The following is a 13277-nucleotide window of genomic DNA, read 5'->3' as shown; positions in this document are numbered from 1 at the left end:
TCGCGAGGCCGCTTGCTTTCCGGGCGGCTCACCGCGAAATAGGCCCCGCACGCGAGCCGTTGCTCCGGGTTCCTCCTACACCTTCAGTGATATGCGCGCCCTGACCGACCTGCCCAATGACCCTGGCCCCTCCCTCCAACTGGGCCTGCCGGGCTTCACCTTCGAGGACCTCTACCGCCCGCGCGGCCTGCGCCGGCTGGCCCAGAGCTTCGACGCACGGCTCGCCGAGGACGAGCCGGAGCTGTTCCAGGCGTTCGACGCCTATCGCAAGTCCCAGGGCAAGAGCCTCACCGGCCCCGCCGAGTCCGACCTGCTGGTGCGCGTGGCCCGCCACATGTCGCGCTTCGTCGCCCGGCTCTTCCGCGTCGAGTCCGAGCTCGACAGGCTGATGGGCCACCTCAAGGGGGAGCTGCCCCTCTTCGACTTCAAGCGCGAGTTCATCACCCGCCGCGTCTTCAAGAAGGGCGCCCCGGACCGCCCGACGCTGGCCGAGTTCCCCTCGCTGGACGGCCGCATGCGGCGGATGCTCCAGCTGGGCTTCCCGGAGGCGCTCTCCACCGGCGACTTCGAGCGCGGGCTCGCCGAGTCCGTCCTCAGCCTGATGGAGCTCGAGCGCCTGTTCTCCGGCAACCTCCCCGCCGAGCAGCAGGAGAAGGCCCCTGCCCTGCGCGAGCGCTGGACGGCCCTGCGCGCAGCGCTCGTGGCGACCCCGGAGGGCCGCGAGGCGTTCGGCTCCAGCCTGGTCACCCAGGGCGATGACGCCGCGGAGCTGCAGGCCGTGCGCGCCCTGCTGTCGCTGGCGGACCGCTGGACGTACGCGCGCGCGCTGCACCCGGAGACCAAGGACCAGTTCCACGCGTGGCCCACCCACCGCGTGCCCAAGCCGCTGGTGTTCGACCAGCTGGTGCATCTGCAGCGTCCGGACGCCGAGCTGCCCGAGGCCACCGAGGGCCTGGAGCACCACCTGCGCCACCGCGACGGCTTCAAGCTCACCGACCGCCGGGGCACCCAGCGCGACGTGATGAACGAGGTGGACTACTGCGTGCTCTGCCACGAGCGCCAGAAGGACTCCTGCTCCACGGGCTTCCCCGCCAAGGACAAGGTCGCCGAGGGTCACAGCTACAAGAAGAACCCCCTGGGCATCCCCCTCACGGGCTGCCCCCTGGACGAGCGCATCTCCGAGGCCCACCTGCTCAAGCGCGAGGGCAACTCGCTGGCGGCGCTGGCCATGGTGACGCTGGACAACCCGATGTGCCCGGGCACCGGCCACCGCATCTGCAACGACTGCATGAAGGCCTGCATCTTCCAGAAGCAGGAGCCGGTGAACATCCCCCTGGCGGAGACGGCCGCGCTGACGGACGTGCTGGACCTGCCCTGGGGCTTCGAAATCTACGGCCTGCTCACGCGCTGGAACCCGCTCAACGTGCGCCGGCCGTACGCGCTGCCCTACGTGGGCCGCAACGTCATGGTCGTGGGCCTGGGCCCCGCCGGCTACACGCTGTCGCACTACCTGCTCAACGAGGGCTTCGGCGTCACGGGCGTGGACGGCCTCAAGATTGAACCGTTCTCCGACGAGCTGGTGGGCCGCAACGGCCACGCGCTCACGCCCATCCGCGACTGGCGTTCGCTGACGCGCGAGCTGGACGAGCGCGTGCTCGAGGGCTTCGGCGGCGTGTCCGAGTACGGAATCACCGTGCGCTGGGACAAGAACTTCCTCACGCTCATCCACCTGACGCTGGCCCGGCGCGAGGGCTTCCGCATCCACGGCGGCGTGCGCTTCGGTGGCACGCTCACCATCGAGGACGCGTGGGAGCTGGGCTTCGACCACGTCGCCATCGCCGCCGGCGCCGGGCGCCCCACCATCATCGGGATGAAGAACAACCTCATCCGGGGCATCCGCAAGGCGAGCGACTTCCTCATGGCGCTGCAGCTCACCGGCGCCTTCAAGAAGGACTCGCTGGCCAACCTCCAGGTGCAGCTGCCCGCCATCGTCATCGGCGGCGGCCTCACCGGCGTCGACACCGCCACGGAGCTGATGGCGTACTACCCGGTGCAGGTGGAGAAGGCGCTCGCGCGCCACGAGAAGCTCGCCGCCGAGCTGGGCGAGGAGGCCGTCTTCGCGCGACTGGACGCCGAGGAGCGCGCCACCTACCAGACCTTCCTGGAGCACGGCCGCGCGGTGCGCGCCGAGCGTGAGCGCGCGAAGGCCGAGGGCGGCACGCCCGACTTCATCAAGCTGGTGCGCGCCTGGGGCGGCGTCAGCCTGGCCTACCGCCGCAGCCTCACCGAGTCCCCCGCCTACCGCCTCAACCACGAGGAGGTGACGAAGGCGCTGGAGGAGGGCATCCGCTTCATCGAGCGGATGAGCCCCGTGGAGGCCATTGCGGACACGACGGGCGCGGTGCGCGCGCTGCGCTTCGAGCGCATGGTGACCGTCGACGGCAAGCTCAAGGGCAGCGGCCAGTTCTTCGAGCTGCCCGCGCGCACGGTGTGCGTGGCCGCCGGCACCTCGCCCAACGTCACCTACGAGCGCGAGTACCCGGGCACCTTCCAGCTCGACGAGGGCGGCGACTACTTCCAGGGCCACTCCCTGGTGGAGACGGCGGACGGCTTCACGCTCGAGCGCGTGGAGGCCAGCGAGGACCTGGACGCCAGGGTGGGCTTCTTCACGTCATACGCGAAGGACGGCCACTTCATCTCCTTCTACGGCGACAACCACCCCACCTACGCGGGCAACGTGGTGAAGGCCATGGCCAGCGCGAAGGACGGCTACGGTGAGGTGGCCCGCCTGTACGCGAAGGAGGTGGCCGCGCTCGACTTCGACGACGAGGTGGCCCAGGCCCGCCGTGACGAGCAGCGCGCCGCGCACTTCGCGAAGCTGGACGCCGCGTTCAACGCCACCATCGTCGCCGTCAAGCGCCTCACCCCGACGATCGTGGAGGTGGTGGTGAAGGCGCCCTACGCGGCCAGCCACTTCCAGCCCGGCCAGTTCTACCGGCTCCAGAACTTCGAACGGAACGCGCCCGTGGTGGACGGCATGCGCCTCACCATGGAGGGCCTGGCCCTCACCGGCGCGTGGGTGGACAAGGAGAAGGGGCTGATGGGCACCATCGTGCTGGAGATGGGCTCGTCCTCGCGCCTGTGCTCCGCGCTCACCCCGGGCGAGAGCGTGGTGCTGATGGGCCCCACGGGCGCGCCCACGGAGATTGGCCACAACGAGACGGTGGTGCTCGTGGGCGGCGGCCTGGGCAACGCGGTGCTCTTCTCCATCGCCCGCTCGCTCAAGGCCGCGGGCTGCCGCGTCGTCTACTTCGCCGGCTACCGGCTCAAGTCGGACTCCTTCAAGCAGGACGAAATCGAGGCGGGCACGGACCAGATTGTGTGGTCGGTGGACACCGGGGAGACGATCGAACCCCGGCGCCCGCAGGACTCGGCCTTCCGAGGCAACGTGGTGCAGGCCATGCTGGCCTACGCCGAGGGCAAGCTCGCCGCGCCCTCGCTCATCCCGCTCTCGGAGGTGGACCGCATCATCGCCATCGGCTCGGACCGGATGATGCGCGCGGTCGCCGAGGCCCGCCACGGCGTGCTCCAGCCGTACCTGAAGCCGGACCACGAGGCCATCGGCTCCATCAACTCGCCGATGCAGTGCATGATGAAGGAGATCTGCGCCCAGTGCCTCCAGCGGCACGTGGACCCGCGCACCGGCAAGGAGACGTGGGTCTTCTCCTGCTACAACCAGGACCAGCGCCTGGACCAGGTCGACTTCGTCAACCTGAACCAGCGGCTGCGCGGCAACACGGTGATGGAGAAGGTCGCCGACCTGTACCTGGCGCAGCTGCTCAAGAAGGCCCCGCACCTCAAGCGGGTGTGAGGGGCCTCGCGCGTCTTCACCGTCGTGTGCCGGTGAAGACGCGCAGCATCTCCTGGTAGTTCTTCATCAGCTCGTCCTCGCGCGTGAGCACCACGTCCACGTTGGCGTCGCCGTACTCGCGGCGCACGTCGGTGAGCTTCTGGAAGGACTCCACCTGGCGGCGCATGGAGGACACCTGCGCGGCCAGCTCCTCGCGCTGCTCCGGCGGCAGCTTCTGCTGGAGCTCCTCCAGCTTGCGCAGCTCGTCCTCGTACTGGAGCGTGCGCCCCAGTTGCCGCTGACCGATGACGGCCGTCACCACCTGGGCCAGCCCGTTGATGTCCGCCACGCTCAGCCCCGCGGACGCCCGGGCCTCCGCCTCCGCCTTGGCCTTGGCCTCCACCACCTTGAGGCCCGCGCGCACCTCCGCCATCGCCTCCGGCGTGCCCGCGTCCACCAGCACCCCCAGCCCCTGCAGCCCCTTCACCTGCGAGCCGTACACCTCCAGCATCCGCCGCTGGTAGGCCACGTAGGCCGTCAGCTTCTCGGGCGTCACGACATAGGCCGCGCCGACCTCGGCCGCCTCCAGGGCGTCCAGCCCGGCGGCGCCCGCATCCTCCACCCCGGGTGCCTCACTACCCGCGGCCCCATCCTTCTTACATCCCGAGAGGGCCAGCGCCCCCGCCAGGACCCACAGCGCCTTGCGCATCCGGACTCCTTCCCTGAAGAGACGGCTCGTCAGCCCCCGCGTGTATGCTGCGCGGACGCGTGCGGAGGAGGGCGGCCCCCTCCTGTCTGTCACGTTGAAGGTTGTTCAGGCCACTGAACAATCGCCGCATTACCTTTGACCAACCCGGCGGCGGTCGTGTACGAACCGCGGTCCGGTTGCTCCGGTGGAGGGACTTTGAGGATTTTCCTGGTTAGGCACGGCGATGCGGACGCGGAGATCCCCGAGGGTCTCGGCGATGAAGCACGCTGGCTCACGGCGAAGGCGCGAGCGAACACGGCGGCACACTTCGCATCGTTGTCCGAGCGCATGGGGCCCATCAGCCTCATCCTGACCAGCTCGCTGGTTCGCACGGTGCAGACGGCGCAGATCCTCTCCATGGCGATGAAGTACGAGGGGCTGCTGCAGGTGCACAAGAGCCTGCTGCCGGACATGCCCGTGGGCACGGTGGACTCGCTCATCAAGGAGCACGAGGGCGAGAACCTGGTCCTCGTCGGCCACCAGCCGACCATGGGCGCGCTGGCCGCCCACCTGCTGGGGATGCAGTCGTTCCCCAAGCCCGTCAACCCGGGCACTGTCATCGCCCTGGAGCGTGCCGAGGGTGAGAACGCGCAGTACAAGCTCCTGTTCTACGCGGCCCCCGGCCACCCGGTCCTCGACGTCATCCAGTGAGGGCCCCCGGTCGGCCATGATGGACGAAGCACGCTACAACCAGCTCGTCGCCGCCGTGTTCAAGCGGATGCTCGCCGCGGCGGACGCCATCGACCCGGACGTGCTGGAAGCCGAGAGCACGGGTGACATGCTCACCCTGACGGCCCGCTCCCGGGAGAAGTGCATCGTCAACACCCAGCGCGCCGTGAAGCAGATCTGGGTGGCGGGTCAGGGCCAGGGCATCCACTTCAGCCACGACGAGGCCACCGGCACCTGGCTGGACGACAAGGGCCGGGGCCTGGAGCTGTTCCGGTTCGTCGCCGACGTGGTGCACCACATCAGCGACGTGGACTTCGTCTACCCGTCCTGATTCCGGCTGGCGTCGCTGGCCACCTCCACCCAGTCGCCTCCCGCCGCCTGCGCGCGTCGCAGCGCGTCTCCCGCGTCCTTCAGCATCCCGCCGAAGCTGATCTGCTGGACGGGAGCGCCCGGCCCCGCGCCCTTCCCCGCCGGAGGCTCCGACACGGAGACACCGACCGAGGCCGTGCCCGCGGGCAGCGAGGTGACGCCCTTGAGCTTCTCGCGCAGGCGCTCGGCCACCACCCGGGCTCCCGAACGGGGCGTGTGCGGCAGGAAGACGACGAAGCGGCTGTCCGCGAAGGGCACCGCCACGTCGATGTCGCGCACCCCCGCCACCAGCAGGCCCAGCGTCTCCGCCAGGGCGCCCTTGCGCGCGGCCGGCGCCAGCGATGAGGCCCGCTCCTGGAAGCGGTCCAGCTCCACCATCAGCAGGGCGATGGGGTAGCGGTAGCGGCGGCTGCGCTTCACCTCCATGAACATCAGCCGCTTGAGGAACTCGAAGTCCGCTGACGTCGCCCCCACGGGGGCCTGCGGCGTGCGCGGCGCTGGAGGCTCCACCGGCGCCGGAGTCACGGGCGCCGGAGCGGCCTGGGGCGCGCGCCGGGCCTCCTCGCGCTGCACCAGCAGCGACACGCACGTCAGCACCGTGGCGCGCTTGAGGGGGCCCACCAGGCTGCCGTCCGCGCCCGACTGCAGGGCGCGCTCGTCGGCGTGCTCCTCGTCCGGCGGGTACATGAGCAGCACGGGCGCCGTGAGGCCCTGGGCGCGCACGCCCCGGCACAGCGCCTCGCCGTCCAGCGCTCCCGTGCCGGAGGCCAGGAGCACGGAGGGCGGACGCTCCCGGGCGGCGCGCAGCGCCTCGTCGACGCTGGCCACCCACGCCACCTCGTGGCCGGCGCCCTCGAGGTACCGGCGCAACACACCCGCCACCGGAGCGGCGGGCTCGGCCAGGAGCACGAAGGCCATCAGACCGACATGACCTCCTTCTCCTTCGCCTGGACGATGGAGTCGACCTGCTTGACGCCGTCGTCGGTCTCCTTCTGGACCTTCTCCGTGATTCGCTTCTGGTCGTCCTCGGTGATCTTCTTGTCCTTCAGCTGCGTCTTGAGGACTTCGTTCGTGTCGCGGCGGATGTTGCGGATGGCGACCTTGTGGTCCTCACCCTTGGTCTTCACCTGCTTGGCGATCTCCTTGCGGCGCTCCTCGGTGAGCGGCGGGAAGGGCAGGCGGATCATCTCCCCGTCGTTCATGGGGTTGATGCCGAGGTTGGCCTCGCGCAGGGCCTTCTCGATGTCCTTCAGGACGCTCTTCTCCCACGGCTTGATGGTGATGAGCCGGGGCTCCGGGGCGTTGACGCTGGCCACGCCGGACAGGGGCGTGGGCGTGCCGTAGTAGTCCACGCGGACGTTGTCGAGGATGGCGATGTTGGCGCGCCCGGTGCGCACCTTGGTCAGCTCGCGCTTGAGGTCCTCGAGCGTCTTGTTGATGCGCTCCTTCAGCTCTTTGACGAGGTCGTCGCTCATTTGCGTGTTCTCCTTGAACTCGGAATCGGGATGAGTGCGTGACGTCAGGCCCAGACCGTCTCGCTGCCGCCCACGACGGTACCAATCTCACCGCCGCCCAGCACCGCGCGGCGGATGTTCCCCGGCACGGTGAGGTCGAAGACGATGATGGGCAGCTTGTTGTCCATGCACAGCGAGATGGCCGTGGAGTCCATCACATTGAGGTTCTGCTTCAACACATCCATGTACGTCAGCGAGCGGTAGCGGCGCGCGGTGGGGTCCTTCTTCGGGTCCGCGCTGTAGATGCCGTCCACCTTGGTCGCCTTGAGGATGACCTGGGCGTTGATTTCCATGGCGCGCAGCGACGCGGCCGTGTCCGTGGTGAAGTACGGGTTGCCCGTGCCCGCGGCGAAAATCACCACGCGGCCCTTCTCCAGGTGGCGCACCGCGCGCCGGCGGATGTAGGGCTCGGCGATCTGCTCCATCTTGATGGCGGACAGCACGCGCGTGTGCAGACCCTTCTTCTCCAGCGCGTCCTGCATGGCCATGGAGTTGATGCACGTGGCCAGCATGCCCATGTAGTCCGCGCTGGCCCGGTCCATGCCCTCCGTCGCCCCGGCGACGCCGCGGAAGATGTTGCCTCCGCCAATCACCAGGGCCACCTCCACGCCCGCTTGCGCCAGCTCGATGACCTCATCGGCGATGGCGCTGAGTGTGGGTGGGTGGATGCCGTACTTCCCCTCTCCCATCAGGGCCTCGCCCGAGAGCTTGAGGAGAATGCGCTTGTATCGGAGCGGTTGGGTCGTGTCGGAGGACATGCGCGTCCGCTTCTATCCCCCGGATTGCGGCATATCAACGCCCGAGTCGGACAAGGCGGCCACACCGTCCACGGCCAACGCCCCAAGGGCCCTGGGAAGCCCTCCCGGGGCCCGAAAAGAGGAGGGCCGCGTCCCCCGGCTCCCCAGCAGGGAGTCGGAAGGGTCGCGGCCCTCGGGGCCAACCAGGAGGACCTCCGAGCGAGGCCCTGGGGAATCAGCCCTGGCCCAGCGTCTTGGCCACTTCGGCGGCGAGGTCGTCCTTCTTCTTCTCGATGCCCTCACCCACCTCGAAGCGGACGAAGCGGCGCACGGAGACCTTCTCGCCAATCTTCGCGGCGCGCTCGGTGATCATCTCGCCGACCTTCTTCTTGTCGTCCTTCACCCACAGCTGGTCCACGAGGCAGACCTGCGTGTAGTACTTCTCCATCTTCCCGACGAGGATCTTCTCGAGCATCGCCTCGGGCTTGCCCTGCTGCTTGAGCAGCTCGCGCTCGATCTCGCGCTCCTTCTCGAGGTTCTCGGAGGGCACTTCCTCGCGGCGGACGAACTTGGGGTTGGCGGCGGCGATCTGCATGGCCACCTCCTTCACCAGGTCCTGGAAGTCCGGGTTGCGCGCGACGAAGTCGGTCTCACAGTTGACCTCCACCAGCACGCCGATGCGACCGCCGTGCACGTAGGTGCCCACCAGACCTTCGGCGGCGACGCGGCCTTCCTTGCCGGCGGCGCGGGAGATGCCCTTCTTGCGCAGCCACTCCTCGGCCTTCGTGAAGTCGCCGCCGGACTCGGCCAGCGCCTTCTTGCAGTCCATCAGGCCCGCGCCGGTCCGCTCGCGGAGGTCCTTCACCATCTGGGCGGTCACTTCGGCCATGTTCTTCTCCTGCCTCCGCCACCACGTGGGCGCCATGCGCCGGGCGGAGCATTGATGTTCAAGGGGTACGGCGTACGACGGGAAACACGGACGGCCGGGTGACAGGCGTTCTGCTCCGCCACCCGGCCGCCACGAAGACACTGGAGTGAAACGGGGGGATTACTCCGCCGCCGTCTCGCCCGCGGCCTCGCCGCCCTCGGTCGCGGGCTGCTCGGCGACGGCCGGCGCGCCCTTCATCTCGACGAGGGGGCCACGGCGCTCGCCGCCACGGTCACGGTCGCCACCACGGCGGTCGCCGCCGCGGTCATTGCGGCGCGGGCCACGGCGGTCATCACGCTCACGGCGGTCGTCACGGCCCTCGCGCTCCTCCTGCTCGTCGCGCTCCGCCGCGCCCGAGGCACGGTAGCGGGCCGCGCCCTCGATGCAGGCCTCGGCGATCTTCGACGTGAAGAGCTTGATGGAGCGGATGGCGTCGTCGTTGCCGGGAATCACGAAGTCGATGCCGTCCGGATCGCAGTTCGTGTCGACCAGGCCAATCACGGGGATGCCCAGGCGGGTCGCCTCGTGGATGGCGATGTGCTCCTTCTTCGGGTCGATGATGAAGACGCAGCGGGGCAGCTTGGACATCTCCTTCACGCCGCCCAGGTTCTTCTCGAGCTTCTCGCGCTCGCGCTCCAGCGACGCGACTTCCTTCTTGGGCAGGCGCTCGAAGGTGCCGTCCTCGGCCATCTTCTCCAGCGTCTTGAGCCGGTCGATGCCCTGCTTGATGGTCTTGAAGTTGGTCAGCGTGCCACCCAGCCAGCGGCTGGTGACGAAGAACTGACCGGCGCGCGAGGCCTCCTCGCGGATGACGTCCTGCGCCTGCTTCTTGGTGCCGACGAAGAGCACCGAGCCACCGCGGGCCGTCACGTCCGCCACGAAGCGGAAGGCCGAGCGGGCCATGGTGACGGTCTTCTGGAGGTCGATGATGTAGATGCCGTTGCGGGCACCGAAGATGTACGGCTTCATCTTCGGGTTCCAGCGCTTGGTCTGGTGGCCGAAGTGGACGCCGGCCTCCAGGAGCTGCCGCATCGTGATGCCGCCGGCGGCGGCCATGGCCTGCTGCTGGTTCTGCGTTTCCTGCGTGTCGATCGACATGTTGTTTCTCCGGTTCATCCGCCACACCCGATGCGAAGCTCCGGCCGTGACATCCGGGAGGGGCCGCTCCTTTTCGGAGGGGCTCACCCACGGTTGCACCGGCGACCGGCACGGGCGTGTGTGAAGTGGGTACGACTCGGGGTAGATACCCCCACCCCAGACTACGAGGCGGGGCGTCCTTAACAGAACCCTTCCGGGCGGCGCAAGCTTCGCCTCACCGTCCGTGCCGGGAAGCAGGCGGAAAGCCCCCTCCCCTGCCCTCCAGGCGCCCTCCGTGTCCCTGAAACACCACCGGCGCGGACCACCGCCCGGACCTCGGGGCGGCGCCGCGCCGGCGCGTGGGACACCGTGGGAGCGACAGGCGGCCTAGACGTTGGCCTCCGCCGCGCCGTGGCACTTCTTGTACTTGCGGCCGCTGCCGCAGGGGCAGGGATCATTGCGGCCCACGCGGGGGCCCTGCTGGGCCGCCGGAGGACGGGCCGCCTGGGCGACGGAGGCCTCGTCCAGCTTGCCCTCCGCCGTGCCGCGCCCCTCCACCGCCTTGCGCTGCTGCTGGGCCAGCTGCCGCTGGATGCGGACGGCCTCTTCCTCGGCGCTGGTGGCCGAGCGCGGCTGCACGCGCATGAGCTGGGAGACGAACTGCGCCTTGATGGAGGCCAGGGTCTGGATGAAGCCCTGGTAGCCCTCGCGCTTGTACTCCTGCTTCGGGTCCTTCTGGCCGTAGCCACGCAGGCCGATGCCCTGGCGCAGGTGGTCCATGCCCAGCAGGTGCTCCTTCCAGAGCCGGTCGATGGTCGCCAGGTAGTTGTACTGGAGGAAGCGCAGGAAGTTCTCGCCGAACTCCTCGTCGCGCTGGCGGAAGACCTTCTCCGCCGCCCGGTAGATGTGGTCCTGGAGCTCGTCGCGGTTGCCGACGTTGTCGAAGTTCATGTCCAGGTCGAACGTCTCCTTCACCGTCCTGGTGAGGGAGTCCAGGTCCCACCCGTCCGAGCTCTTCGTCGGCGCGTACGTGTCCACCGTGGAGACGATGACGTCCTCCACCGCGTCCAGCACCATCTCCTTGAAGTCCGCCCAGCTCACCATCCGCTCGGAGCGGCTCTTCACCCGCGTCTTGGGGTCCTCGGTGAACTCGACGAGCGGCAGGCCCGCGCCCGCGGCCAGCACCTGACGACGCAGCTTGTAGATGGTGCGCCGCTGCTGGTTCATCACGTCGTCGTACTCGAGCAGGTTCTTGCGGATGTCGAAGTTGTGTCCCTCGACGCGCTTCTGGGCCCCCTCGATGGCGCGGGTGAGCCAGATGTGCTCGATGACCTCGCCCTCCTCCATGCCCAGCCGCTCCATCAGCCCCTGGATGCGCTCGGAGCCGAAGATGCGCATCAGGTCATCCTCGAGGGAGAGGAAGAACCGGCTGCCACCCGGGTCACCCTGACGACCGGCGCGGCCACGCAGCTGGTTGTCCACGCGGCGCGACTCGTGACGCTCGGTGCCGATGATGAACAGGCCGCCGGCCGCCATCACCTCCTCGCGCTCCTTCTTGGTCTCCGCCTCCAGCTTCGCCTGGGTGTCGGCGAGCTTCTGCTCCCACTCGGCCAGGGCCTGCTGATACGCGGCCTGCGGGTCCGGCTGGGCGACCGCGCCCTCGACGGGGGCCTGCGGGGCCACGGGCGGAGGGGCCTCCGGCGGGGGGCCCACGGCCGCCTTCGCCAGCACCTCCGCGTTGCCGCCCAGGAGGATGTCCGTGCCGCGGCCGGCCATGTTGGTGGAGATGGTGACCGCGCCCTTGCGACCCGCCTGCGCAACGATGTCCGCCTCGCGCTGGTGCTGCTTGGCGTTGAGCACGTTGTGGGGGACGCCCCGCTTCTTCAGGAAGTTGGACACCACCTCGCTCTTCGCGATGGAGACCGTGCCCACCAGCACCGGCTGCCCCACCTTGTGCAGCTCTTCAATCTGCGCGGCCACCGCCTCGAACTTCTCGCGCTCCGTCTTGTAGACCACGTCCTGCTGGTCCTTGCGGATGTTGGCGCGGTTGGTGGGGATGACGCGCACGTCCAGGCTGTAGATCTTCGCGAACTCCTCCGCCTCCGTGTCCGCGGTGCCCGTCATGCCGGACAGCTTGGAGTACATGCGGAAGTAGTTCTGGAACGAGACGGTCGCCAGCGTCTGGTTCTCGTTCTCGATCTTCACGCCCTCCTTGGCCTCGATCGCCTGGTGGAGGCCGTCGGACCAGCGGCGGCCCGGCATCTGGCGGCCGGTGAACTCGTCGACGATGACGACCTCGCCGTCCTTCACCACGTAGTCCTTGTCGCGCTTGTAGAGCGTGTGCGCGCGCAGGCCCTGCTCGACGTGGTGGAGCGTCTCAATCTCCCCCGGGTCGTACAGGTTGGAGACGCCCAGGCGCTTCTGGAGCTTGTCGATGCCGTCGTCCGTCAGCGACACGGAGCGGTGCTTCTCGTCCAGGGTGAAGTCCTGGTCCGGGACGAGGCCGGGGATGACCTGGTCCACCCGGTAGTACTTGTCCGTGCTGTCCTCGGTGGGACCGGAGATGATGAGCGGCGTGCGGGCCTCGTCGATGAGGATGGAGTCCACCTCGTCGACGATGGCGTAGTTCAGCTCGCGCTGGACGTAGTCCTGCAAGCGGAACTTCATGTTGTCGCGCAGGTAGTCGAAGCCGAACTCGTTGTTCTGCCCGTACGTGATGTCCGAGCGGTACGCCTCCTGGCGCTGCTTGTCGGACAGCTCGTGGAGCACGCAGCCGGTCGTCATGCCCATGAACTTGTAGACCCGCCCCATCCACTCCGCGTCGCGGCGGGCGAGGTAGTCGTTCACCGTCACCACGTGCACCCCGCGCCCGGACAGGGCGTTGAGGTAGCTGGGCAGCGTGGCCGTCAGCGTCTTGCCTTCACCGGTGCGCATCTCCGCGATGCACCCCTCGTGGAGGAACATGCCGCCGATGAGCTGCACGTCGTAGTGGCGCTGGCCGATGACCCGGCGCGAGCCCTCGCGGATGAGCGCGAAGGCCTCGAACAGCATGCTGTCGAGCGGCCGTCCGTTCTGGATCTCCTGCTTCAGCCGAGCCGTCTCGGCAGGAAAGTCCTCGTCCTTGAGGGCCCGCATCCGGCTTTCCAGCTCGTTGATGCGGATGACCTTCTCGCGGGCCTTCTTGAGCTCGCGCTCATTCTTGGTCCCGATGAGCTTCTTCAGCGTCCATTCGATCATTCGTTGACTCTCTCGCGGCCGGAGAATCCTCGAAGGACGGCGGCGAGTGAAGGGAAATCCCTGGAGATGTAAGGGAGGGCTGGTGGGAAACCACGCGCGCCTCCGTAAACTTCCTCTCGGCCGGTTGCCCAGCGCGCATCGGTTCAGA

At 68.8% G+C, this 13277-nt stretch carries 10 protein-coding genes; 3 read left to right on the top strand and 7 right to left on the bottom strand.

Annotated elements, in window-relative coordinates; genetic code table 11:
- Nucleotides 1-91 precede the first annotated feature (91 nt).
- On the top strand, nt 92-3871 hold the full coding sequence (locus K8640_RS00995) for an FAD-dependent oxidoreductase (RefSeq protein WP_223745366.1): 3780 nt from the start codon (nt 92-94) through the stop codon (nt 3869-3871).
- Nucleotides 3872-3887: 16 nt separating this feature from the next.
- Here the strand turns inward: K8640_RS00995 and K8640_RS00990 are convergent, their stop codons facing one another.
- The gene (locus tag K8640_RS00990) at nt 3888-4559 is read right to left on the bottom strand and encodes a hypothetical protein (protein WP_223745365.1); all 672 of its coding nucleotides are present in this window, start codon (nt 4557-4559) and stop codon (nt 3888-3890) included.
- 195 nt (nt 4560-4754) lie between these two features.
- Here K8640_RS00990 and K8640_RS00985 point away from each other — a divergent pair, with 195 nt between their 5' ends.
- Together K8640_RS00985 and cyaY are read left to right on the top strand one after the other, a co-directional pair.
- Nucleotides 4755-5249, top strand: coding sequence for a histidine phosphatase family protein (locus K8640_RS00985; protein ID WP_141328200.1), 495 nt, complete (start codon nt 4755-4757; stop codon nt 5247-5249).
- 16 nt (nt 5250-5265) lie between these two features.
- The gene (gene cyaY, locus K8640_RS00980; RefSeq protein ID WP_223745364.1) at nt 5266-5598 is read left to right on the top strand and encodes an iron donor protein CyaY; all 333 of its coding nucleotides are present in this window, start codon (nt 5266-5268) and stop codon (nt 5596-5598) included.
- Here cyaY and K8640_RS00975 read toward each other — a convergent pair.
- From K8640_RS00975 to secA, 6 genes are all read right to left on the bottom strand, one after another.
- Nucleotides 5586-6554 carry a diguanylate cyclase gene (locus K8640_RS00975; protein WP_223745363.1) on the bottom strand — a complete coding sequence of 323 codons (969 nt, stop codon included), beginning with the start codon at nt 6552-6554 and terminating at the stop codon, nt 5586-5588. The two genes, cyaY and K8640_RS00975, sit on opposite strands and share 13 nt — an antisense overlap.
- The gene (gene frr / locus K8640_RS00970; RefSeq protein ID WP_141328206.1) at nt 6554-7111 is read right to left on the bottom strand and encodes a ribosome recycling factor; all 558 of its coding nucleotides are present in this window, start codon (nt 7109-7111) and stop codon (nt 6554-6556) included. Before frr ends, K8640_RS00975 begins: the two co-directional genes overlap by 1 nt.
- Nucleotides 7112-7155: 44 nt before the next feature.
- A complete protein-coding gene (pyrH, locus tag K8640_RS00965; RefSeq protein WP_223745362.1) occupies nt 7156-7908 on the bottom strand; it encodes a UMP kinase in 753 nt (250 codons plus the stop codon).
- 214 nt (nt 7909-8122) lie between these two features.
- Entirely contained in the window at nt 8123-8776 is a 654-nt protein-coding gene (gene tsf, locus K8640_RS00960; RefSeq protein WP_223745361.1) for a translation elongation factor Ts, read from the bottom strand.
- Between the two features lie 159 nt (nt 8777-8935).
- The gene (rpsB, locus tag K8640_RS00955) at nt 8936-9913 is read right to left on the bottom strand and encodes a 30S ribosomal protein S2 (protein ID WP_370640295.1); all 978 of its coding nucleotides are present in this window, start codon (nt 9911-9913) and stop codon (nt 8936-8938) included.
- Nucleotides 9914-10279: 366 nt separating this feature from the next.
- A complete protein-coding gene (gene secA, locus K8640_RS00950) occupies nt 10280-13129 on the bottom strand; it encodes a preprotein translocase subunit SecA (protein ID WP_223745360.1) in 2850 nt (949 codons plus the stop codon).
- Nucleotides 13130-13277 lie beyond the last annotated feature (148 nt).

This window comes from Myxococcus sp. XM-1-1-1, assembly GCF_020037095.1.
GTDB classification, from domain to species: Bacteria; Myxococcota; Myxococcia; order Myxococcales; family Myxococcaceae; genus Myxococcus; species Myxococcus fulvus.
The sequence above is the reverse complement of the archived record's forward strand: the minus strand, read 5'-3'. Positions and strand labels throughout refer to the sequence as shown.